The sequence below is a fragment of the Proteinivorax hydrogeniformans genome, assembly GCF_040515995.1.
In the GTDB taxonomy this organism is placed as follows: Bacteria; Bacillota; Proteinivoracia; order Proteinivoracales; family Proteinivoracaceae; genus Proteinivorax; species Proteinivorax hydrogeniformans.
Genome location: NZ_CP159485.1, coordinates 347,814 through 372,690, shown reverse-complemented (window position 1 = coordinate 372,690; position 24,877 = coordinate 347,814). Strand labels below are relative to the sequence as shown.

The 24,877-nt window shown below is 35.9% G+C and carries 18 protein-coding genes; 7 read left to right on the top strand and 11 right to left on the bottom strand.

Annotation, left to right across the window (positions count from 1 at the left end; translation table 11 throughout):
- Positions 1-232 precede the first annotated feature (232 nt).
- Both PRVXH_RS01860 and PRVXH_RS01855 read right to left on the bottom strand, forming a co-directional pair.
- Complete coding sequence (locus PRVXH_RS01860; RefSeq protein WP_353893621.1) at positions 233-1,807, bottom strand: alpha-glucoside-specific PTS transporter subunit IIBC; 1,575 nt, start codon at positions 1,805-1,807, stop codon at positions 233-235.
- 18 nt (positions 1,808-1,825) lie between these two features.
- Positions 1,826-3,151: a 6-phospho-alpha-glucosidase gene (locus tag PRVXH_RS01855; RefSeq protein ID WP_353893620.1), complete on the bottom strand. Its 1,326-nt coding sequence runs from the start codon at positions 3,149-3,151 to the stop codon at positions 1,826-1,828.
- 236 nt (positions 3,152-3,387) lie between these two features.
- On the opposite strand from PRVXH_RS01855, the gene PRVXH_RS01850 reads away from it, so the two are divergent.
- Positions 3,388-4,092 carry a GntR family transcriptional regulator gene (locus tag PRVXH_RS01850; protein ID WP_353893619.1) on the top strand — a complete coding sequence of 235 codons (705 nt, stop codon included), beginning with the start codon at positions 3,388-3,390 and terminating at the stop codon, positions 4,090-4,092.
- A gap of 118 nt (positions 4,093-4,210) precedes the next feature.
- On the opposite strand, the gene PRVXH_RS01845 is transcribed toward PRVXH_RS01850, so the two are convergent.
- Positions 4,211-6,262: a methyl-accepting chemotaxis protein gene (locus tag PRVXH_RS01845; protein WP_353893618.1), complete on the bottom strand. Its 2,052-nt coding sequence runs from the start codon at positions 6,260-6,262 to the stop codon at positions 4,211-4,213.
- A gap of 331 nt (positions 6,263-6,593) precedes the next feature.
- Between PRVXH_RS01845 and PRVXH_RS01840 the strand changes: the two genes are divergently transcribed.
- Positions 6,594-7,439 (top strand): methyl-accepting chemotaxis protein, encoded by an 846-nt coding sequence (locus PRVXH_RS01840; protein WP_353893617.1) that lies wholly within the window; start codon positions 6,594-6,596, stop codon positions 7,437-7,439.
- Between the two features lie 66 nt (positions 7,440-7,505).
- Here the strand turns inward: PRVXH_RS01840 and PRVXH_RS01835 are convergent, their stop codons facing one another.
- Entirely contained in the window at positions 7,506-8,594 is a 1,089-nt protein-coding gene (locus PRVXH_RS01835) for a bifunctional diguanylate cyclase/phosphodiesterase (RefSeq protein WP_353893616.1), read from the bottom strand.
- Entirely contained in the window at positions 8,587-10,074 is a 1,488-nt protein-coding gene (locus tag PRVXH_RS01830) for an ABC transporter substrate binding protein (protein WP_353893615.1), read from the bottom strand. The genes PRVXH_RS01835 and PRVXH_RS01830 overlap by 8 nt, the downstream gene beginning before the upstream one ends.
- An 884-nt stretch (positions 10,075-10,958) precedes the next feature.
- On the opposite strand from PRVXH_RS01830, the gene PRVXH_RS01825 reads away from it, so the two are divergent.
- From PRVXH_RS01825 to PRVXH_RS01810, 4 genes are read left to right on the top strand one after another with little or no spacing between them, the layout of a single operon-like run.
- On the top strand, positions 10,959-12,278 hold the full coding sequence (locus PRVXH_RS01825; RefSeq protein ID WP_353893614.1) for a short-chain fatty acid transporter: 1,320 nt from the start codon (positions 10,959-10,961) through the stop codon (positions 12,276-12,278).
- A 57-nt stretch (positions 12,279-12,335) separates the two neighbouring features.
- The gene (locus PRVXH_RS01820; RefSeq protein WP_353893613.1) at positions 12,336-12,989 is read left to right on the top strand and encodes a CoA transferase subunit A; all 654 of its coding nucleotides are present in this window, start codon (positions 12,336-12,338) and stop codon (positions 12,987-12,989) included.
- Complete coding sequence (locus tag PRVXH_RS01815) at positions 12,982-13,644, top strand: 3-oxoacid CoA-transferase subunit B (RefSeq protein ID WP_353893612.1); 663 nt, start codon at positions 12,982-12,984, stop codon at positions 13,642-13,644. The genes PRVXH_RS01820 and PRVXH_RS01815 overlap by 8 nt, the downstream gene beginning before the upstream one ends.
- 21 nt (positions 13,645-13,665) lie before the next feature.
- Positions 13,666-14,847: an acetyl-CoA C-acetyltransferase gene (locus tag PRVXH_RS01810; RefSeq protein ID WP_353893611.1), complete on the top strand. Its 1,182-nt coding sequence runs from the start codon at positions 13,666-13,668 to the stop codon at positions 14,845-14,847.
- 117 nt (positions 14,848-14,964) lie between these two features.
- On the opposite strand, the gene PRVXH_RS01805 is transcribed toward PRVXH_RS01810, so the two are convergent.
- From PRVXH_RS01805 to PRVXH_RS01780, 6 genes are all read right to left on the bottom strand, one after another.
- Positions 14,965-16,446, bottom strand: a complete 1,482-nt coding sequence (locus PRVXH_RS01805; RefSeq protein ID WP_353893610.1) for an alpha/beta hydrolase — start codon at positions 16,444-16,446, stop codon at positions 14,965-14,967.
- A 70-nt stretch (positions 16,447-16,516) separates the two neighbouring features.
- Positions 16,517-17,827, bottom strand: coding sequence for an SEC-C domain-containing protein (locus tag PRVXH_RS01800; protein WP_353893609.1), 1,311 nt, complete (start codon positions 17,825-17,827; stop codon positions 16,517-16,519).
- A 95-nt stretch (positions 17,828-17,922) separates the two neighbouring features.
- The gene (locus tag PRVXH_RS01795; RefSeq protein WP_353893608.1) at positions 17,923-19,248 is read right to left on the bottom strand and encodes a diguanylate cyclase; all 1,326 of its coding nucleotides are present in this window, start codon (positions 19,246-19,248) and stop codon (positions 17,923-17,925) included.
- Positions 19,249-19,290: 42 nt separating this feature from the next.
- Positions 19,291-20,232, bottom strand: coding sequence for a GGDEF domain-containing protein (locus PRVXH_RS01790; protein WP_353893607.1), 942 nt, complete (start codon positions 20,230-20,232; stop codon positions 19,291-19,293).
- The gene (locus tag PRVXH_RS01785) at positions 20,219-21,334 is read right to left on the bottom strand and encodes a cobalamin-dependent protein (protein WP_353893606.1); all 1,116 of its coding nucleotides are present in this window, start codon (positions 21,332-21,334) and stop codon (positions 20,219-20,221) included. The genes PRVXH_RS01790 and PRVXH_RS01785 overlap by 14 nt, the downstream gene beginning before the upstream one ends.
- A 144-nt stretch (positions 21,335-21,478) precedes the next feature.
- Positions 21,479-23,395, bottom strand: coding sequence for a tetratricopeptide repeat protein (locus PRVXH_RS01780; RefSeq protein WP_353893605.1), 1,917 nt, complete (start codon positions 23,393-23,395; stop codon positions 21,479-21,481).
- A 304-nt stretch (positions 23,396-23,699) separates the two neighbouring features.
- Between PRVXH_RS01780 and PRVXH_RS01775 the strand changes: the two genes are divergently transcribed.
- Positions 23,700-24,650 carry a DUF523 and DUF1722 domain-containing protein gene (locus tag PRVXH_RS01775; protein ID WP_353893604.1) on the top strand — a complete coding sequence of 317 codons (951 nt, stop codon included), beginning with the start codon at positions 23,700-23,702 and terminating at the stop codon, positions 24,648-24,650.
- Positions 24,651-24,877: the final 227 nt, after the last annotated feature.

Below are 24,877 nucleotides of genomic sequence, written 5' to 3'. Positions count from 1 at the left end.
TTTCGCCGATAGTTGCTGAAATCCTTTAGATATTTAAGCTTGTAGCTTAGATTTTATTTTCTGTCAATAATTTTCTTTTTAGATGTTTATTTGGAGCCAATGCTTCTGTCTACATTATTTAGTTGCCTTGTCTTTATATAGGTAGGGCGGCCCAAATTAGCTAGCAAATAACTTTCCCAAAAAAGCATATAAAAACAGTCCGGATGACAATCATCCGAACTGTTTTTATTGTTTATTCTTTTGAAATTAACTCTTCCATGTAACCTCGAACTTGAGAAACTCTAAGCCCTACAATAACTTGGAGACTTTCTCCAGAGCGAACAACCCCAGCGGCTCCAATTTCCATAAACTCATCGTCGCTAGCTACTTTGCTAGCATCTTTAACTTTTACCCTAAGCCTGGTAGCACAGTTGGTGATGCTCTCGATGTTATCTTTGGTTCCTAAAGCCTTTAGGTATTCTATTGCTAAATTTTCATCGATGCTACCACTTTTAGATCCTGCTTTTTTGCTTGCTTTATAATCTTTTTTAGTTTTTAGGGATATGTTTTTATCTCCCCGGCCTGGAGTTGCATAATTAAATTTGGTAATTAAGGCCTTGAAGATAACAACGTATAATGCCATAAACCCAAAGCCCACAACCACCTGCATAATGTAAACCATATAGTGGTTTGCTCCTAATGGCAGCCAGTTTTGGAAGATAAAATCAATCAATCCAGTTTGGAAGTTCCCTGATAGACCGATAATATAAAGAACAGTGGCCATACTTGCTGATAACAGCGCGTGAATCAAAAACAGTAATGGTGCCACAAATAAGAAGGTAAATTCAATTGGCTCCGTTATACCGGTTAATATGGCGGTAGCTACTGCAGGTATTAAAAGACCAAGAACTTTTTTCTTATTTTCTGGTTTAGCTGAAAGGTACATAGCTATCGCTGCTCCGGTGGTGCCAAATGTCTTACCCATACCAGTGAGCATCAGCCCACCTTGTGGGAAAAGGGTGGTTAAGCTCTCAGTTGAGTTAGCAAAGGAGGAAAGGTTTTGAATCCAATAATTTACTGTACCTCCGTCCACTGCGATCGGTCCATAAAATACCGGTCCATAGATAAAATGGTGCAAACCCGTAGGAATCAAAATTCTTTCAAGAAATGTAAAGCTGAAAACTCCTGCTGCTCCAGCATCAACCATAAAGCTTTGCATTCCATAGATTCCACTTTGCACTGAAGGCCAAACTACTAAAGTTATTAGTGCAGCTAAAATTGTTATAGGGAAAAGAATAATTACAACTAATGGAGTTCCTTTAAAGCTTTGCAACATATTAGGCACTTCTTTGTCGTAATATTTGTTATGAATCCATACAGCCAATGACGCTGCAAGAATAGCACCAATTAGATTAGTATCTAGCGTTAGAACACCCGCCACTTCAGTAAGCCCTAAAGCGCCAGCTTCATAGTTATCTACACCAAAGTTGCTGCCAAAATGGCTAAGTGTCGCTCCGATAAAATAGTTGAAGGTAAGGTAGGTAATATATGCTGTTAAGCAGGCTCTGCCAGACTCTTTTTTAGCCAATGTTATTGGAATACCTAACACAAAAATTATCGGTAAATTACTGAAAATTACCAGAGATGTTTGCAAAAAGATATCCACTATTTTTGTGTACGTTGCCCCCTCTACTGCAAAGGGAAAAAGTTGTGGGTTTTGCAAAATAACAGTTAGTCCTAATAAGATACCTGCAAAAGGCAAAAGAAGTGCAGGAAAAAACATGGCACCACCAAATCTTTGAACTTTTTCTTTAATTTTACCTTTCATAATCGAACCTCCTAAATTTTATTTTAAAACTGGAAAATAATCTTTATTGGCTTCAATTAGGTCGTCTAAAATTTTTCGGGCTAGCGGGGCATCAACTATCGTACGGTTTAAAGTTAAAGCTTCAAGGGCTAGTTGGTATGAATTTTCAAAATATGCATCTACTGTCAATTGTTCATAGGCTAGTTGCCCTTCGATTAAACCTTTTTGGAACCTTGGAATTTCTCCTACAGAGAATGCTTTTGGACCCTCGTTTGTCAGCTGAGCTGGAACCTCTACCATAGCATCTTTGGGAAGGTTAGAAATAATACCGTTGTTTGGAACTATCACTATATATGTTTCTTTATTGTTGTATGCTATGGACGCAGCTACACGGACCATGTAACGACCATGAATATCCGCCTCTAACTCATGACCTTCGGTGCTGTTTGCACTTATTAAGCTTTTTGCAAGTTTTTGCACTCTTTTCTCACGACCGTTTATGACCTGTCTTGCTCTAGTGTTTTCTATGTCTTCTTTTTCCACCATTTTCGAAGGATATAAATAGTATTGCAGGTAGGTGTTAGGCAAATATTGCGGGAAATCTCTTAGCATTACTTCTACTTGCTTAAAGGTTTGTATCCATGATGGGTCATTTAAAATCTCTGCATCTTTTGGAATAAACCCTTGATTTAAAATTGAGTTTTTAATCTTATCCGTTAAATCATTTCCTTGTTTGTCTGAGATTTTTGTAAACCAACCAAAGTGGTTTAAACCAAAATACTCTGGTACTAAATCAAAAATCTCACAGCCAAGTATTTTTGCATAACTTACCATAATAGCTGCAGGCATATCACAGATGTTTAAGATTTTTTTATCTTCTGGAAATTCTCTTTTTAACGCCTCTGCAACTATAGCCGCAGGGTTAGTGTAGTTAAGCACCCATGCATCTGGAGCATACTTTCTCACATCATTAATTATTTCAATCATATCCTTGATGGAACGCATTCCATAAGCAAAACCACCTGGACCACAAGTTTCTTGACCGACTACTCCATTTGATAGAGGTATTTTCTCATCTAGCTCCCTCATCTTTAGTCCGCCAGTTCTTATTTGAACAAAGACAAAATCGGCACCTTGATAAGCCTCCTTTTTATCCGTTGTGTAGCAAAACTCTTCCAATTCAGGGTATTTATCCCTAAGCAAAACCTCCGTAGCTTTAGCTACAGGTTCTTGACGCTTAGCGTCAGTGTCATAAAATGTAATGGATTTAAGTGGGAATACTTCTTTCTCTGCTACTAGACTCATCATCATCCCGATAGTATAAGTACTACCGGCACCAACTATTGTTAGGTTTTGTTTTTTCATTATTTATCCTCCTTGTATTATAGTTGTATTGCTATAAGTATAATACAAGTCGAGAAAACATTCAAGGGTAATTTGCAAAAAATTAAAATAAGTTGGCGAGCATTGTCAAACTAGAGTCATTTAACCAAGCAATCCAACCTGCAAGCGAAGTCTTCGTTGTTTGCACTTTATTAATTTTCACTAATATAGTACTATGGTATATAGATAATTAAACACTAGTAGCTGGAGGAAAAACTATGAAAAGAAATGCAAATCCTTTATATATACAAGTTAAAAATCAAATCAAGCAGTATATCGCTGATAGTAACCTGGTGGCAGGCGATATTTTGCCTTCGGAGAGTTGTTTAGCTGAGCGTTATAATGTTAGTCGCGTGACGGTAAGGATGGCGATAAAGCAACTGCAAAAAGAACAATTAGTATACAAAGTCAAAGGCAGCGGGACATATATAAAGGAACTTAACCACGGTAAGTTGATTGGTTTTACTGAAGAAGTTAAAAAATGGGGTAAAAAGGTGGACAGCGAGGTTTTAGATTTTAAGGTAATAAAAGCCGATGAAAAAGTTAGTGATTATTTAAAAGTGCCAAAAAAAGACCTGTGTTACTATATCGAAAGGGTGCGAAAAATTAACGGTGAAAGTGCTGTGTTAGAAATTTGTTATATGCCCGTAGATTTATTTGAAGATTTATCTATCGATATTTTGGAAAAATCTAAATACAGTTATATCGAAGATCACAAAAAATTGACTATAGATAAAAGTTGTCAAAAAATCATACCTACTAACCCTAATAAGCTAGTACAACTGGTGCTAGGGCTTGAAAAAGAAAGTCCAATCCTTCAAGTAGACTCTCAGGCCTTTTTACAAAATCAAAGGGTGTTTGAATATACCATTCACTACTACCATCCAAAACTGTATAACTATCACATAGTAGTAGAACGTTAATTTTATTGTACATTGGCAAAGTGTAATAAGTTTTTAGGTAATTGGGCCTTGACCTACAATAAAAAAGCAAGGGTGTCCTGACTTAGTCGGCTGGACACCCTTGCTTTTTTATTTACTATTAACTGTTATTTTCTTGGGAATTATTAGATTGCTCTTTTAAGTCACTTTCTTGTTGATTACTGCTATCTAGCTTAAATTGACGGACAGCAGTGGTCATTTCATCTGCTAGTTCTGACAGTGTGTAACTGGCAGTTGAAATTTCGGCCATAGCTGCTGTTTGTTCTTCTACAGATGCCGAGATTTCCTCTGTGCTTGCAGCATTTTGCTGAGCGATGGCGGAGATGCGCTCGATTAAGGTGAGAATTTCATCGCGCTTTTTAAGCATTTGCCCGCCAGAGTGGTTAAGGTTTTTGATATCTTCTTTCATCTCTTCTAAGTACTTTTGTATATCGTCAAACCCTTCTTTTGTCTGCAGTGCTTGTTCTTCCTGTTTTGCTGTAATTTGATCAATCTTTTCCATATCATTAACGGCATTGTCTACCTTTATTGATAATCCTTCTATAATTTTCGCAATATCTAAGGTAAACTGGTTTGATTGTTCAGATAGCTTGCGTATTTCGTCAGCTACCACTGCAAACCCTTTGCCAGACTCTCCTGCCCGTGCAGCCTCGATGGCGGCATTTAATGCTAAAAGACTAGTTTGTTCTGCTATATCTTGAATCATACTACTGGCATTTTCAATTTCTTCTGTGCTTTTTTTGGTGTCTATAACCACCCCTTTAAAACTGCTTGTTACCTCTCTGTTTTCTTTTGTGGTAGCTAACAAGCCTTCCATGGAGTGTTGACCTCGCTGTTGGTATTTATCTACACTTTCCACGCCCTCATTAAGGTGTTTCAAATATTCCTGGTCGGTGGTGATATAACTTCCTAATTCATTTATAGCAGTAGCACCATCTGTGGTTTCTGCAGCCTGCTCTGATGTACTGTTGGCTATTTCTTCTATAGCCCTTGCTACCTCATCAGATGCTTTAGATGAATCTTTACTTGTTGATGTTAGTTGTTGAGAAGAAGAAGCTAACTCCTCCGATGCTTGGGAAATTTTTTGTATTAAGGAAATCATATTTTTTTGCATTTGATTACCAGCATTAACCATATCGCCGATTTCATCTTTACGCTTTGCGCATTTTAACAACTTCTTGTCTTCTATTTGTGTCAGATCGTATTGGGCTAACTTTTTAAGGTTGTTTGCCACAGCCATTATAGGATTAGAGATGGTAAAGGCTATCCAAGTAGCTGCCACTGTACTTAACAGTACTGCTAAAATTAGTATTAAAATAGATACATTTCGGAAAGTGTCCATCCCTGCTAATAGCTGTCCCCAATGAATTTCTAGCATTAGATTCCAACCTTGAGTGTTAGAAATTGGAGAGTTTAACAAAACGGTGCGCTCTCCTCCAATTTCAACATCGAGTAAGCCGGATCTAGTTTGATTAATATCACCGACAGTAATATCACTGTAGTAATCACCTGCACCTAACTTTTGCCCCACCATATCTCCATCAGGGTGTGCTAAGATAGTTCCGTCTTCTCCTAACAGCCATCCAAAACCAGCGCCGCTAACGCTGATATCTTCAAGTAGCATGGTTAAATCACTTAGATAAATAGAACCAGATATCGCCCCCACACGCTCTCCTTGTTCATTATCGATGCCATGGGCAATAACTACCAGCATCCGGCCATCCATCGAGCTTGGAAAAGGGTTGGTGATATAGTAATCCTCTCCTTCTTCAAAGATGGCGCTCATATACTCGCTGCTACTAAAGTCATAAGTTTGAAGGTCTGCGTCATAGGCCTGTCCATCTGGAAAAACCAACGACAAAGTACTAAAGTCAGTGTTTTGTAAAACATTCATAAGAAACGGACTAGATTTTTCTGGTTCCATTTCTTTTATATCTTGGTTTTGGCTTATAACATAAGCTTCTGAAATTTTCCTTTCTAACAGACTTTCAATATTTTGTGAATAGCTATCAATAATTTCCGTGTTTAAATTCTCCGATAAGTCATTAGCCATAGAAGTAGCCGTGATGTATAGGATCATCCCTACCCCGCTAAGGAGCAAAAGTGACACCACTAAAAATGTTGCCGTGATTTTACCTTTTAAACCTCTCATCATTATCATCCTTTCTTAAGTTTTCCGATCAAATTACTCTCATTTTGAAACAAAAGCCTTGGTTCTATTATAAAACTTATTAATTCAAAACCACCAGTGCCTTAATACGCCGACAACTAAACTTAGAATAATTTGATTTAATAATTTTATTCGGTAAACTTGTCGAAAAACCTCTAATTTAGTCAGACTTTTGATAAGTAACTCATAACCCCACCATCTTTATTTCAAATAGTCTTTCCTGTCACTTATATAATCTTGTTGCTTGTTGGTTATGTAAAAGCTATAATTATTGTATAAGTTTCAATTAAAAAGTTTTGAGGAGGAATATGCTTTGAAAAAAGGTGACTTTGAAAGCAACGAGGATATTTTACGAGCTTTTAAACTTGTACTACCTTATATTAACAGGATTGTTCATGATGATATGGCGGTGGGCCTTACTGACTTAGAAGAATACGTAGGGTATTTCCGTGCAGATAATTTTGAGCTAGACCTACCAGAGGGCAAACCTGTTGCAGGCATTTCTACGATTGAGCAGTGTATAAAAGAGCAAAAAGACACCATAGATAACGTTCCGCCAAGTGTGTATGGCCGGGCAATTAAAACTATTTTCACCCCTATATATGGGGTAAATAATGAAGTCATCGGCACTTTAAGTTCAGGAATCGACTTTGAAAACAATAAACAGCTTGTAAAAAGTGTTGAGGATGTTTCAGAAGTTACTCAACAAGTCACAGAAAGTATGGGGGAGCTAGCTGCAGCATCAGAAAACTTAGCTGATTCAGGTCAATATTTAGTTAAAGAGGTCGATGAATTGACAAAAAAGCAAAAAGATTCACTAAGTATCTTAGAAATGATAAAAGTGATATCGACCCAAACCAACCTACTAGGATTAAATGCCTCAATTGAAGCTGCTAGATCTGGGGAACATGGCCGAGGTTTTGCCGTGGTAGCTGAAGAAGTAAGAAAGTTGGCGGTTAATTCTCAAGATGCTGTTAAGCAGATTGAGGCTATTATAAGCGACATGAACAAAAGTATATCGACAGTCAGCGAAAACATAGAAGCAGTAGGAGCAATAAGCGAAGAGCAAGCAGCTACATCACAGGAAGTTTTGGCAAGCACTGAGCAAATCAATCAAACAATTAAAGAGCTAACAGATTTTCTTGAAAGGTATAAATAACATTAAAGCAATACTTCTATAAGTGAAGGGCTAACTATACAGTCTATGTAATGTGCTATGACTGTTCTAATTGGTTAGCTCTTTTAGTTTACTTAAAACCTGCTTTTTAGGCATTGGTTTTGCAATGTAATATCCTTGAACCCGGGCACTAGCAATGCTGGCAAAATATTCGTATTGCTTTTTAGTCTCTACTCCCTCTATCACTAATTCTAAATTCATTATTTTAGCCATTTCGATAACAGTAGTGACCAGATGTTTTTTTCTGCTGTCTCTTTCTATATCATCAACAAAAGATTTGTCTATCTTTATGGTGTCAATAGGAAGCTTTGTTAAATAACTTAGGGATGAATAACCTGTCCCAAAATCATCAATAGCTACTTTTATCCCTTTATCTCTAAGTTTTGATAATGTAGAATAAATCACCTCATAAGATTCCACCATAATGGATTCTGTAACTTCAATCTCTAAAAAACTATAATCTACATCATAGCGGTCCAATGTCTCAAATACTAAATCCACAAAATTTTCTTGTATTAGCTGAACCGGAGAAATGTTAACTGATATTTTCACTCCTTTGCTTTCTTCATTTTGACATGTTTTTATAAACTTACATGACTCCTCCAGCACCCATTGTCCTATTTTTATTATCTCTTGGCCTTCTTCTGCTATCTCTATAAAATCACCCGGCGAAACAAACCCCAGCTTAGGGTTATTCCACCTAATCAGAGCCTCTACACCCCATGCCATATTTTCTTGTACATATACCTGCGGTTGAAAGTGCAGATAAAACTCATTATTATCTACAGCCCCCCTTAGCATTTCCGTTATTTCTTTTCTTTTCGTTAAATTTTGTAACATGTTATCATTAAATACAGTCAGTGTACCTTTTTGGGTTGCTTTTGACCTATACATTGCTATATCACTCTTTTTAAGAAGTTCGTCGGCTTTTGTGCCATCATATGGATAGCTAGCTAATCCCATGCTAAAAGATATATCTAAAGGAGCTTCTTCTATCTGTACAGGTTCTTCAAACCTTTTAGCTAAAAGTTCTATCAAATCGGTGGTCTTGTTATCTTTATCTTTTTTTTCAAAAATAGTCATTATAATAAATTCATCTCCACCAATCCGGTAAAGCTCTCCATAAGGTTCAAGCACCTTTTTTTATCTCCTTTGATACCTTTTGGATTACCTTATCGCCGAAAATATGCCCCATGGTATCGTTTACAAGTTTAAAGTTATCAATATCTAAGATAATTATATCCATTTTTTTAACGTTATTGTCTTGAGTTAGCTTTTTAAAGTCTTTTACAAAGCTAGCTTTGTTGGGAACTTTTGTCAAAAAATCATGATACGCTATAAACTTTAACTCTTCTTGGGCATTTGCCAATTCTTCATAGGTAGTGTGCAATTCGTCAAACTGAGCTTGTAATTCTTCGTCGGATGCAGCAAGCTCATCATATAGTTCAATCTGAGTTCTATTCTTATTTTCTAGCATCTTTTTCAAAAACACTGTCCGCTTAAGATAGTACGATAAAATTAGTATAAACACCACCAAAAATATTAACACTATAACAGCGCTATAAACATATTGGTAGTGTGTATCTAGCAAGGTTAGAGGCTTATTGACTATAGCAAAATCTTCAGGAACTTGGAACTTTTTAATCCCCAATTTTTCCATGGCATAGTAGTCCACCTGCCTAGTTAAAGATTTTGTTTTTTCAAAAGGTATTGAGTCAGCATCTACACCCGATAAAATTGTTTCGGCATATTCAAACGCTAACCTTCCTTGTTGTTCGCCACTTATGAGACTACCACCTAATACACCCGAGCCCATTTGAAACTCATAAAGTGCAAACATAGGTATATCTTTAGTATTTTTTGTTATATACTTTATATTTTCTTTAAATCCCATTATAGTTTTTTCTTTATCATTATAAAAAACCGTCATTAACACCGCGCTACTTGGTGGAAGGTTATTTATATTCTTAACTATTTCGTCAACATGGCTCTCGTTACTCTCGATTAAATTAACATCTAAAAACCTCTCTTTAATACTTGCCATCGCTGCAGAACCCATAGAAATTCCACTTTCAGTATCATCATAAATAACATAGATATTCTCAAGTTCAGGATACAAAGCTTCTGCTAATTCTAAAGTTCTCTCAATATCAACCTCTTCTATCACTCCAGTAATACCTGACTGGTTTGCAGTAAATTTTTCAGCGTTACTTTCACTTACACCGGTAAAAACAATAGGGGCATTATCAAACAGCCTATCTCTATATGTTATAGCAAACTCTACCGCTGCATCATCTGTCGCTATGATAACATCTATATCAGTATCCTTATATTTATATTTCATTAAATCATACTTTAAATTTATACTCTCTTGATTGGGATAGTTTTTCCAGTCGAGATATTCCACAAATATCTCGGTTCTTTTATCGCTATCAGCAGCACCTTTAAAAATCCCTTTATTTTGGGAGTCTGTCCACTTAAGTCCTGGATGATATGAATGTATAACTAAAATATTGTTGTTTTTATCTATAGAGTATACCTTCTGACCACAGATAAACGTGTACATACTAACAACTAACAACACAACAGCAAAAGCAACACTCAAACATTTTCTCATGTCGCGCCCCTTTCTTACAAATTTAACTGCAGTTTTTACCTTTTTTTCACTACTTGCCTTACCCTTAAATTAATGCTTATTTCCATTACCATATTGAGAAGTAAAAGTTTTGATCATCAACAACTAAAATCCTCATAATGGCACCACAGTTTAAAAGTATTTCGTAACTGAATATTCAAAAATTATTATTGACTTTATTCGACATTAACAACTAAGTATCCTTTATCAAATTAGTTCTTCTCCCAGATAATCTTACGTAACACCAAAATAGTGAGAAATCTTGAATAGTTTGGTTGCGTTTTTTATACACGTACGATACCATGGCTTCAGTGGTTTTCTTTACTTATACTTTATCAGTTAAAAGTGTAAGTAGAGTCTACAGGAAATTAAAGCTAACAAAATTAGTTCTAAACTTGACTCTGTACCAAGATACAGGCTTTATAATTATTTAAGGGGAGGGATAGTATGGCAGGGTTATACTAATACTGATAAAACCTACCGACCTATTATTGAATCAACAGGAACCATTTTCGGTTCAACGTTTTAACCTCCTTGTTTTATCGCCCTCTTTAACGCTTTAAAGTAAAGACTTCGGTAGCTATCATCGAGCACATTGAACTAATATAGGTTCAATGTGCTCGATGATAGCTACCTATTTTTTTACGTTCTTTTATATGTCCTGTTGCTCATCACTTAAAATTCTTAACTTTTCGCAAACTGCTGAAGTCTGGGTAGTATAGCCAATTAAAATGCGACGAAAATAATAAAAGAAATTTATTCTTCATTTCCGTTAAAAATAAAAATGGCATGCTTTTTGCTTTTTTCTAAAGTGAAGTATATTTGAATTAGGAAAGGTTTAAAATAATCAAAAGGAGGCTATATTTATGTTTAAACGACTTACTAATTTTTTCGTGTCAATTGTCCAAAAGTATTTACCAGACCCGTTTTTGTTTGCAATTTTACTCACATTAATTGTATTTATTGGAGGTGTTTTTGCAACTGATAGCACTCCTATAAATATGATAGACCATTGGGGAAGTGGATTTTGGGGTCTATTAGCATTTTCAATGCAAATGGCTTTAGTACTTGTTTTAGGTCACGTTATGGCAAGTAGCGCTCCAGTAAAAAAAGTTCTTAAGTCCATAGCATCAATACCTAGCTCTCCGGGCTCATCAATTATAATAGTATCTTTAGTTTCAGCTGTAGCTTGTTGGGTTAACTGGGGCTTTGGTCTTGTTGTAGGTGCACTGTTAGCAAAAGAAGTTGCACGCATTCAAAAAGGAGTAGATTACAGACTGCTTATTGCCAGTGCTTACTCCGGATTTTTAGTATGGCATGCTGGCATTTCAGGCTCTATGCCACTAACCATAGCTACTGAAGGGCACGACTTTCAAGACGTTACCGGTTTAGTTAGCACAAGTGAAACAATTTTTAGCAGTACAAACCTTATCATAAGTATTGTGTTAATAGCACTATTACCAATAATTAATAGACTTATGATGCCACAAAGCAAAGATGTCGTAGAAGTTGATCCTAAGCTACTAGAAGATGATTTGCCTGAAGCTACCACAAAAAAGCACCAAACACCTGCAGAATTTCTTGAAAACTTTAGCCTTATATCCTTTGTAATTGGCTTTATGGGTGTTGTATATATAGTATACTATTTCGCCATTGAAGGCGGCTCTCTTGACTTAAACATCGTCAACTTCATCTTCTTATTTATGGGAATTTTGTTCCACAAAACCCCGAAAAACTATTTGCACGCTTTAAGGCAGGCTGTTAAAGGTGCTGGAGGAATACTTATTCAATTTCCGTTTTACGCCGGTATAATGGGGATGATGGTTGAATCTGGCTTAGCAGCGCAAATGACAGAACTGTTTATCAACATCTCCACAGAAACCACTTTTCCTCTTTTTGCCTTTTTAAGTGCAGGTATAGTTAACTTTTTTGTTCCGTCCGGTGGAGGACAATGGGCAGTTCAAGCACCAATAATGATCCCAGCGTCTATAGAAACTGGAGTTGAAATCTCCAAAACAGTTATTGCTCTTTCTTGGGGCGATGCATGGACTAATATGATTCAACCATTTTGGGCGCTACCTGCTTTAGGAATTGCCGGTTTAGGTGCTAGGGATATCATGGGATATTGTTTAATGATTTTATTTATATCAGGTATTGTTATTTCTTTAGGTTTAGTACTTTTATAACAAATGTTATAAACTTTCCTAATTTGAATTATTCTAATAGCAAAGGAGTGGTTTTATATGAACAAGGTTGTTTCTTTAAATGATGCAGCAGAAAAGTTAAACAATAATCAAAGCTTATTGGTGGGTGGTTTCTTAAATGTTGGCACACCTGAAACTTTGATAGATGTAATTTTAGAAAAAGGTTTAAAAGACTTGGAGATTATCGGAAACGACACTGGATTCCCCGACAAAGGAGTAGGCAAGCTAGTTGCTAATAAAAGGGTAAAAAAAGTTGTGGCTACACATATTGGCACAAACCCAGAAACAGGAAAGCAAATGCACGCCAAAGAAACTGAAGTAGTGTTGGTTCCACAGGGCACCTTAGCGGAGCAAATTCGAGCTGGCGGAGCTGGATTAGGGGGTATCCTTACTGCTACCGGCATTGGAACTGTAGTAGAAGAAAATAAAGAAAAAGTTTTAGTAGATGGCAAAGAATATTTGTTAGAAAAACCTATTGTAGCTGATGTAGCCCTGATTAAGGCCTACAAAGCAGACAAACATGGTAATCTTGTCTATAGAAAAGCAGCTAGAAACTTTAACCCAATTATGGCTACAGCAGCAAAGCTAGTTATAGCAGAAGTAGAGCATGTGGTTGAGGAAATAGACCCGGATGAGATCATGACTCCAGGAGTATTTGTGGATATAGTAGTGGAGGTGGGAACTAATGGATAAGCTAAAAAAAAGAGAGTTAATTGTAAAGCGAGTAGCTCAGGAGTTTAATGATGGCGATATTGTAAACCTTGGTATAGGTATGCCCACCATGGTAGCTAACTTTATTCCAAAAAATATTGATATAGTACTACAATCAGAAAATGGTTTTGTGGGACTAGGCCCCGCTCCCAAAGAAGGAGAGGAAGACAAAGATCTTACAAACGCTGGCGGGCAGCCAGTAACTATAAACCCTGGCGGTGTCTTTTTCGACAGCGCCACCTCATTTGCCATTATTCGTGGCGGGCATGTAGACGCCACCGTGCTAGGCGCTTTAGAAGTTGATGAAGAAGGCAACCTTGCAAACTGGATGGTCCCTGGCAAAATAGTTCCAGGTATGGGAGGAGCTATGGATTTAGTTCAAGGTGCAAAAAAAGTTATCATAGCTATGGAGCATATCTCAAAAACCAAAAGTCCAAAAATATTAAAAAAATGTAACCTGCCGTTAACTGCTGCAAAAGAGGTGGACTTAATTGTCACAGACATGGCTGTTATTGAAGTTACAAGTGATGGATTAGTGTTAAAAGAGGTTGCTGAGCACACAACATTAGAAGAAGTAAAAAGCAATACAGAAGCAGATCTTATTATACCTGATTCAATAAAATCATTTGGGGTTTAAATAAACAAGGAGGTATTCATTATGCAAGAAGCTGTAATCGTCAGCGCTACAAGAACTCCTATAGGAAACTTTGGCGGAAGTTTAGCTAAACTTTCCGCAATAGACATAGGAGTAATAGCTGCAAAAGAAGCTATAAAAAGGGCTGGCATTAAGCCTGAGCAAGTTGACGAAACAATAATTGGCAATGTGTTGTCTGCTGGTTTAGGACAAAACCCAGCCAGACAAATAGCAGTAAACGCAAAAATCCCTTATCCTTCACCAGCAATGACCGTTAATAAAGTTTGCGGTTCCGGTCTTAGGGCTGTATCCCTAGCAGCACAGTCAATTATGCTAGGAGATTCAGAGATTATACTAGCAGGTGGTACCGAAAGCATGAGTAATGCTCCATATACAATACCTAAAGCCCGTTGGGGCCAAAAGATGGGGCATGGACAAGTAAAAGACACTCTACTCTGCGATGGATTGACAGACGCCTTTAACGAATACCACATGGGAATAACAGCGGAAAATATCGCTGAAAAATGGAGCATCTCTCGTGCAGAACAAGATGAGTTTGCCAAAGAAAGTCAGCATAAGGCCTATAAAGCTCAACAAGAGGGTAAGTTTGTCGAGGAAATTGTACCTGTAGAGATACCCCAGCGGAAAAAAGCTCCAATTATTTTTGCTGAGGATGAATTTATAAAGCCAGACGTAGATATAGAAAAACTATCAAAGCTAAGGCCAGCTTTTAAAAAAGATGGAACAGTAACCGCAGCGAATTCTTCTGGAATTAATGATGGCGCTTCCATGTTAATAATCATGTCCGCTAAAAAAGCAGAAGAACTAAATATTAAACCACTAGCCACCATCACTTCTTACGCTCAAGCTGGGTTGGAGCCTGAGTTTATGGGGTATGGTCCTGTTCCTGCTACTAAGCTAGCTCTTAAAAAAGGTGCCTTACAAATAAGCGATATCGACCTAATCGAAGCTAATGAAGCTTTTGCCACACAATCTTTGGCAGTAGCAAAGGATTTAGGCCTTGATAAAAGCAAAGTCAACGTAAACGGCGGAGCCATTGCCCTTGGGCACCCCATCGGCGCATCTGGGGCTAGAATTTTAACCACCTTACTTTATGAAATGAAACGCCAAGACCTTAAAAGGGGACTTGCAACGTTATGTATCGGCGGAGGCCAAGGTGTTAGTTTAATTGTAGAAAGAAAATAAAGACATAGAAAGTAATTAAAAAATATGTAGCGCAAATCACATTAGATTTAGCGCTACATATTTTTTATAATTCACAACTATTCAAGCTCCACTTTTATTTCCCAAAATCTTTCCATTTTAGTTTGTCATTTTTATCAATTCACTTATTTTTTCTAAAACTATTTTATGTTGTTCTTCCCTTGTGATAGTACTTTCCTCATCACCCTTTTGTAAACCATAATATCCAAAGTTTGAGTGATTTCCCCCATCTAGTTCTACATACACCGTATGCTGGGGCAACAGTGATTTCGTTTTAATGTACTTATCTACATCAATTATACTATCTAAGGTAGCATTTATGGATAACACATCTACTTCAAATTCCGAAAGATCGCTTCTATCGCTGGGATATGCCCCAAAGAAAAAAATCCCTTCTATATTTTCTGGATTGGTTTTTACATACATAGAAGCTGTAGCACCACCTAAAGAATGTCCCCCTATATACCACTTATTACCGTCATCATATTCCCCAACTATACTATCAAAGGCCCTGGCATTTAATATTGGTAGATTTAAAGGCATTTTAGGGATAAAAACTTTTATCCCCTGCTTTGAAAGCATTTGACCTAAAACAGCATATGCTTCTGACTGAACTAAACCACCCTGATAAAGTACCAGGTTAGCTATAGGTTCTTCTTCTGGGTTAATAATAATTGTCCTATCCTGTATCGTTACATTGCCCATTTCCATAACTTTTAAAGCTTCATCCATTGCTTTATAGGTTCTGAAATTAATAAATCCCGTAAAACTTCCGACAAATATTATAAACACAGCAACAAATACCTTTAATTTTTTCTTTATGTAGGCCATAGCCATACTCAATATAAATATAGATAAAATAGCCGTTAATATTACTGGTGTATATTTTCCACCAAAGTCAAATGGAGAAATATGCTTAAACAAAATCCCAAAATAAGCCCATATAATTACCCCACCGTAGGCTAGGTCTTTATTTATAATTATGGTCAACAGTCCAATAACTAAACCCACTATTAATATAATTACCGTCCATGTTACATCCTCTAGCCCAAATCGACCCCAACTAATACTCACTAAATAGGTGGTTATATTGGCTATGGTAGCCACTGTAATCCATCCAAAGTAAATACTAAAAGATGTTCTTATAAAGAATTTATCACGGGGGCACAGTTTAAACCTTCTTAATATGTATTGGATTTTAATAAGAGTTAAAAGAATTGTCATCATTAAAAGCACACTGGCTGCTATGTTAAAATTGTGCCATGCAAAAATCCACAGGACGTTTGCCAATGAAGAGATTATAAAGTACGGGGCTATTTTTTGAAATATCCTCTCACTTGTCAGCTGCCTTCTAAATAAACCAAACTGGTACAGTACGTATGCCCCTAAAAGTAAATATATAACTGCCCAAATTCCAAAAGTAAAGCCCGCTGGGGCAAAAAGGTTAGGATAGCTATCAGAAACTTCACCAGTTGTCACCCCAAAAATGGGAATAATATTAGCTAAGGCATTTGTTATAATAACCCCTAAATAGGCCATAGCCACAGAAACTTTGTAAGCTGTATGCTTTCTAGTAAACATGAGTAAACCCTCCCTAAACACTTTTTCGCAGCTATATCAAATCCCAGCATATATAATTAATTATAGACTATTATTTTCCGCAACACCTTTTATACTTTTTACCGCTGCCACAAGGGCAGGGCTTATTTCTGCTGAAATTTTGCTGTGTTTTTGTGCTATCCTTTGTGTTATCAACTGCTAGACGCAATCCGTTATTAGTTTCAAAAGAGTTTGGTAACTCTTGCTTTTTTTCAGCTAGTTCTATTGGCTTATGACCTTTTAACATCCACATCCTAGTGTGTTTTTTTAACTCAATTATCAAACTTGTAATACTTTGGGCTACCTCAGTATTGGGAACTTCTATATACCTTTCTAGATATTTTAGAATTTCTTCAACCTTTCTACCATTTTGAGTTAGCAGCGATGTGTTTAGCACCATACCTTCAGCCTCTTCTTGTTCCATATCGTAGTATGTAATAAAAAATCTAACAAACTTTCTAAAAGCAGAATTTTTATCAATATAACCTGCCTCACCTGCTTGTTCTAACTCTTCATAACTAAAGTGGTAAAAATCAATATTCTTTTTAGATTTTTGCTCTGCATAAATTTTTTCAGGCTCAATAGCACCCTTATTATAATAGTAATTCTCACCTATTCGAAAATTATCATAAAACTTGCTTGCAAGGTCAGTTACACCTAAAAAGATAACATATTCTGATTGCCTTAGCATTGTGTACTTAAACATAAAATCCATATGTTGGTTAAACCCTAATACTCCGTAATAGTTTAAAAGCCCATTGGTTATTCTAATCCATTCTGAATTTCTTTTTAATATTTCATTAAAAGTTTTATCTTTACTAAGTTTTTCTATTTTAGAAATCAACTCTTTTGGCACAACATAATAGCATTTTCCTTCATCAACTATAGTAAAAAGTATGCCAAATTGACCAAAGTGTTTTCTTATAAAAGAAGAAGGTTTGCATTTTTTAACACCACTATTTTTTACAATGTCATAGATATAATCAAATTGCTTTTTATCAAAGTAAGATAGGCAATATTCTACATGATTCGGTATCTCCTCCACTAAGACTTCTATTAACTCCTTCTTCCTCAACTTACTTACACCCTTTAAGTATAGCCTTTGCCTAATCTTAGTCAGCTCATCCTTTGTTAGTGTGTTCAGCACCCGCTCTAAGGTATAAGGAGGTTTTAATTTGGGATATTCAGTCGGCCCATTAATAGCTTCCAAAGATCTAAATATCAGAGAGTGCATTTCCTCATTACTGTTAATTTTATACTTATTAAATATTTGATTAATCAACAGATTTTGTGAATCTGTAGGTTCTTTAGGAAAAGCTCGCAATATAATCAAATCCTCTAATGATAGTAAGTTTTCGTCCATAGAAATAACTCCTTTTATATTTTACAAAATCTCACACATGCAAAATCAAAAACTTCTTCTGCATCTTAAAAAGCCCCATCCGCAATTTCCTTTATCTATCTTTTATCTTCATAAAACTTAAAACCACCCTTACCACTTTTTTTCACTTCATACATTTTAGAATCTGCATTTTTTAGTAATGATTCACTATCTGCACCATTATCAGGATAAATTGCAACACCAATAGAAGAATTTACATAGCATTCATTGTCACCTATATACATTACTTCTTGCAATTCCTTATGGATTTTTTCAACTACATTGCTTATCGCATCTTTATCTCCAATACCTCGTAAAAGCGCTGAGTATTCATCTCCGCCCATTCTTGCCGCTGTGTCTGATTTTCGAATGCACTTTTGGACCCTTTGTCCTACAGTTATCAAAACCTCATCTCCAGCCTCATGACCATACTTGTCATTAATATATTTAAACCCATCTAAATCAATAAAAAGTAGCGCAAACTGAGTATTATCTCTTTCACTTTCAACAACTAGTCTCTCTAGTCGTTCCAAAAACAACCTTCTATTAGGAATTCCCGTTAACTGATCATAGTTAGCTTGTTTTTCCAACTTCATTTGTAGTTTTTTTCGGTCGGTAATATCTGTTGATGAACCTACAATATGTGACACTTTATCATCTTCGAAAATAGGGGTTAAAGTTGTTGACCAAATACGTTCTCCGCCAGGTAAATTTAGCTCTTCTTCATATGTGATGTTTTTCTTGGCTACAACACATTTTTTATAGTTTTCTGAAACAACATCGCCCATTTCTTGGCCAAGCAAGTCTTGTGGAGATTTATTCCTTATTTGTTCAAAAAGAATACCTGTTTTATTTTGATGGGCAAGATTATTTCGAACATACCTAAATTCACCATTTTCAAACACTTCTATCAAAAACATAGCATCCTGAGTGCCATTAAATATCTTTTCATATTCTTTAGTTAATCTTGAAATCTCTTTTTCTATTTCTTTTAAATCTGTTATATCAGTATGTGCTCCCAACATACGTATCGCTTTTCCATTTTCATCTCTTATAGCTAAGCCTCTACACCTTATCCATACAGTAGAACCATTTTTGTGTTTATATCGTACAATTTGATCATATGGATAATTAGGATCTGCACAGTGTTTTTTTAGGTTTTCTATGGCTAACTTTAAATCTTCTTGAAAAATAATATCTTGCCATTCACTTACCAAGTGCTTTTTATCTTCTGAACTATAACCAAGTGTTTCCCAAAATTTAGGGCTCATCCATTCCATTTGAGGATTCTCTAAATCCCAATACCAAATTCCATCTAAAGATCCTGATTGTATAAATTCAAAAATACTTTTATCTTTTTTAATTAAAGCATATAATTCATCTTTTAAATAAATCCCTTCCATAAATAACGTCTCCTTTCTATCAACTTGCTACATATTTCATAGTTAAGACACTACCACCTTATTTCTTCCTTCCATTTTTGCCTTATACATAGCATCATCTGCCCGCTTAATAAAGTTTTCAGTTTTTTCTTTTGCCATCAACTCAGCAACGCCAAAGCTAGCCGTCACCACTTCCGAAAGCTTATCAAACTGAAAATTCTGTAACTCTTCTCTCATTCTTTCCGCTATTTTCCCAGCTTCTTCCTCGGCAGTGTCTGGTAACACCAGTAAAAATTCCTCTCCTCCATATCGTGCTACTAAATCCTTATTCCTACTGCGACCTTTTAGTATTTTTACAAAGTCTTTCAACACATCATCACCCACACAATGACCATAGCTATCATTTATCTTTTTAAATGTATCAATATCTGCCATAATAATAGATAAAGGTTTTGCTACTTCCTTAGAAGTTTCCGCAAGAGCAGGTAACATTTCGTTTATATACCTACGATTAAAAGCGCCTGTTAATCCATCAGTATTACTGAGTTCTTTAATCGTAGCATTAGTTTTTTCTAATTCAATTGTTTTTTTTGTTAATTCCCTTGTTAAATTAGTTAATTCATCATTAATAGTAGCCATCTTTTCTGTAATGTCAGAGCTATATAAGGGAAGCTTTTCGCCCACCATCAAATAGCCCTCTTCTAAATGCAAAATAGTCCAGCTGAAAAATATAAATAAATTTTCCGCAACTTTAGTTTCCCTCTTTATTTGTTCTTTTCTGCCTTTTATCGGCAGCTTTTCTGTGGGGATTTTTTGCTTTAAAAACGATTGAAACTCTTGCCCAATAGGCTTTACTACTTGATTAACCATTTTTAAAAAACCTTGGTTGCAGTCTTGAATAATTAACTGGCGGTCTACTAAAACCACCGCGAGCCTAGACAACTCATCTAAATACTCGAAAAGTATGTCCTGATGCTTATAATTCTTTAGTCTAAGTTTTTTCATTATCAGCCCACCAACCTCTCGCTAGCTTAATGGCCTCCTCTACATCCCCTCCCCAGCCGTCAGCTCCCATTTGCTCCCATAGATTTGGGGAGTAGGCAAAGGCAAGACCACCAACCATGATTTTTAAATCTGTATCGCCAAATTCCTTGCGTACTCTTTCAACTATATGTTGTGTAGCATCTAAATTAAAAGGCATGGCTGTTGAGATGGCTAGAATGTTGGGGGAAATTTTTTCTATGTTCAGTAATAGCTCTTCAATGGGAACATTAGCACCCATGTAGTGTACATCCCATCCATCAAATTCTAAAGCGTCAGCTATCATTCTTCCTCCTACTTCATGGAATTCATTAGGACTACAGGTGACAATTACCTTTCCCTTTTCTTTTTCATAAACATAAAATTTGTTGTATACTGAAGCCATAACTCTACCTGCTATAGCTGTAGCTAGGTGCTCCTCCGCCACTGAGATTTGCCCATACTCCCACAATCGACCGATTTCATATAAAGCAGGCTGTAAAATACCCAGATAAAACCTTTTTATATCTTTTTTTTGAATAAAAAGAAACTCCTTTGTTATATTCATACACTCTATATGGTCTCCGTCTAGTAATGCGTGTAAAAACCTCTCTTTGATTTTTGGGAAGTTGTTATCAGAAAAACCCACTACATTTGCTTCATCTTTCGATGCCAGCAGTACCTCTTGGTGAAGTTTGCCCATAGTTACATACACAGGAGTAATTGCCTTTGCAGTCAAGGGGGTAAGGATTTTTCCAATTGCTTCTTGCCATGCCTCTAAGCTTTTAATAAAATATTCTGGCAAAAAATCTCTTGCCATATAACTTCGGTATATCCCTGGCAACACTCTTGCTAGCATTTCAAAATCATTAAACTTAAATACATTTGTCATAAACTCTACATGATTTCTATTATTGTTATACATTAATTCTTTTGGACTTTCGCCAAGATACTGATCAATTTTGGGGTGCGCTTCCATTTTTAAATTAACATACTCCATTAAATCCTCTTTTTTTTCTTCGTATTCTCTAACTGCACCATTAGGTATCTTATCTAACCTTCTAAGTTCATAAAGAAGCTTTTCCAAATTAACCCCTCCACCAACTTTTGACTTAATATTATGTATATTGTTTTTATTCTATATTAATGGCAAATATCCTTCATGAAAAGAATACTATAAATATTCTCTATTTTACCAGGCTTTGTGCCACTACAAATCCGCTGCCCCCATTTATTTATCTGCATTTCTGGGGGACACCTTCTCTATAGCCGGTTTCCAACCTAAATCTGCAGACTTTTTATAACATTTAAACGCTTCTTCTTTGTCCACATATGTTCCATAACCAAACTCATAACAATTTCCAAGTTTATATAGGCCCCTAGGGTTTTCTGCTTTTGCTGCTTTAAAAAACCACTTATAAGCCATGCTATAATCCTTGTCAACACCATCCCCATAACAATAGCATAGACCTAAATTATGTTGGGCATCAGAATTATTCTGACTAGCTGCTTTTTTATACCACTTTACTTCTTCTGTATGATTTGTTTTTGTGCCCTGTCCCAATCCGTAGCACAACCCAAGCTCATACTGCGCTACTATATCTCCCCTATTGGCAGCTTTTTGAAAATATTCAAAAGCCATATCGTAATCTCTTTTTACACCATATCCTCTTTTGTAAAATTGCCCTAATATCCTCTCGGATTTACCATCCCCATGTTCAGCCGCCCTTTTATACCAATTAAAAGATGCTTTAAGATTTTTTTCGACACCTGTGCCGTTTTTATATAATAATCCAAGATTTCTTTGAGCTTTTACTAATCCTTGTTCAGCTGCTTTTTCAGTCCACTTAAATGCCGTCTCCAATTTTTTTTCTACACCTTGGCCGTAGCTATATAAATATCCCAGTGCATTCATAGCATTGGCGTGACCATTTTCTGCTGATCTTTTTATATATTTATATGCTTCTTTATAATTTTTCTTGTCATGATAGTAAATCCCTAGATTATATTGACTTTCGGCATTTCTGTCCGATAGAGCAATTACTTTTTCTAAGGCTGCTATTTCCTCAGTGTCCCCGTATAAAATCTTTTCATATTCTACTAACGCTTTATCCAAGTCTTTTTTTACACCTCGACCTAGCTCATAAGCTTCTGCCACTACGTATTTGGCATTTTTGTATCCTGATTCTGCAAGACTAATAACTCTATTGCGGGCCAGCAGACTTTTTTGACTAAGAGCTTTTTGGTACCAGTATAACGCTTTTTCTTTATCTTGTGGAACCAGCTTGCCTTCTTCATAGACAATTCCTAGTTTAAACTGAGAGTTTAACTTTCCTTCTTCTGCTTCTTTGCTATTTTGTTTTAATTCCTTTAAAGACTCTATCACCTCTGATACAGATAATTCCCCTTGCTTTTTAGCTTTTTCATACAAATCTACAGACCGATCTATATCTGAACTTACATAAATACCCAAACGATAAAAATCTCCCAAACGTATAGTCGAAGGAGTATGCCCCTGAGAGTCTAATTCAGTATGAATGGCATATGCTTCTTCTAAATTGTCATTTTTTAACAAATCTTCTGCTCTATTGTATTCTTGGTCACAAATGGACTCCTCTACTTTTTCACTTGTATGCCCATTTGCCTCAGCATTAGGATTTAATACAACTTGCTCTAATTCTTCTATTTCCTCAAACATGCCCGGTGAAATAGATTCTTTGCCAAACGTTAAAACAGCATTTTTCAGATCTATAAGGGTTTTGCTATTAAGAGACATTCTATGAAGAGGAGTCAGATCGGTGGCATGGCCATAATTATTTCTTGCAATTCTAAGTTGATTTAACGCATTTTTTTCATTACTTTCAAATTCTAGTTGAAGCTGATCATCGTACAGTAATAGTGCACTAGCAAAAGTAACATCTATATCTTTTTTTGAATAATTCCCATTATTTTTGTTCAAAAATGCATTATACTTCTCGAAGTTCTTATTAGTCCTGTTGTTACTATCTTGTGTATAAGCTGTTACATAGGGCACTAAGTATTGCTCAAACCACTTGTCACCATACTTTTCACTAAGCTTATGTTCTACTAAATCCTGAAAAAACTTATTTAATAGCAATAATATTCTTTCTTGTACAGATAATATCATAAAACCATCCTTTCTACTTGTTAACTATATCTTCTACCGCCAAAGCATTAATTTACCGGCATCAACTGAAATTTGTGTTCATTTTTAATGCTAGTATTATTTATTTAACAGCAGGCTATCATTTTCCTGCTTTTTTGTATCTTCGGTTATTTGCTTTATAATATATAAAGTAAATTTATAAAAAAATTTAAACCCTTATAACTACCTCTTAAAAATCTTTACTTGAGCTTATATTTCTAATAATATTGACTATATAGATGAGCCCATAATAGTATGGTTTAATATTTTAAAGGGAAGTGATAATGTGAAAAAGCCAATACAAATAGGTGTTAGCAAGTGCTTGCTAGGGGATAAGGTTAGGTGGGATGGTGGACATAAAAAAAATTCTTTTATAACCAATGTTCTAGCTAATTATTTTGAGTTTATTTCCTTTTGTCCAGAAGTTGAATGTGGTCTACCAACCCCTAGAGAAACTATGAGGCTAGAAGGTGATCTGGAATCTCCACAGCTTATCACAAACAAGACAAAAAAGGACTTAACTCAACATATGCAGGCCTATAGCACAGATAAAACTCAAAGCTTAAAAAGCCTTAATTTATGTGGTCTTATACTTAAAAAAGATTCTCCAAGCTGCGGGTTGCATAGAGTCAAAGTTTATACTTCCCCGGTAAACTCAGTTAGACAAGGAAGGGGTATTTTTGCAGCTACTTTTTCTAAGGCTTTACCTTATTTACCTATGGAAGAGGAGGGTAGACTTCAAGACGCCGCTTTAAAGGAGAATTTCCTTGAAAGAGTTTTCTGTCACCATCGGTGGAATGAATTTTTGGAAAATAATCCAACCTATAAAGAGCTAGTGGCATTTCACACACAGCATAAGCTTTTGATTATGTCCCACAGTATCGCGCATTATAAGTATCTGGGAAAACTAGTGGCTAAAAGCAAAGAAATAGATAGGGATATATTAATCAACGATTACTACGTAAAACTGATGCAAGCCTTGAGCATAAAGGCCACAGTAAGAAAGCATAGAAATGTTCTTTTACATATAATGGGACATTTTAAAAGATTTATAAATGAAGATGAAAAAGCAGAGCTACTGGAGCTAATTAATAGATTTGCTAACGGCACGGCTCCCCTAATAGTCCCCCTGACTTTAGTTAACCACTATGTTAGAAAATATAATATTGAGTATCTGTCACAACAATATTATCTAAACTCCCATCCTGGTGAATTAATGTTGCGAAATAATGTATAAACAAACAACCATCACTTCAGAAAAAGTGATGGTTGTTTGTTTTATATATAATGGATACAACAGTCACCGTCCCTATTTGCACGTGCCATCTGACTGTATTTTGTAAAAATTTTATGATTGGTGGTAAACTAACTCGCTAGCAAAGTAGCCTAACTAGTAAATTTATAGGGCGGCATTTACACTAGGCATAAAGCGACGAGATCCTTAAAAAGTTCCAATACCACATT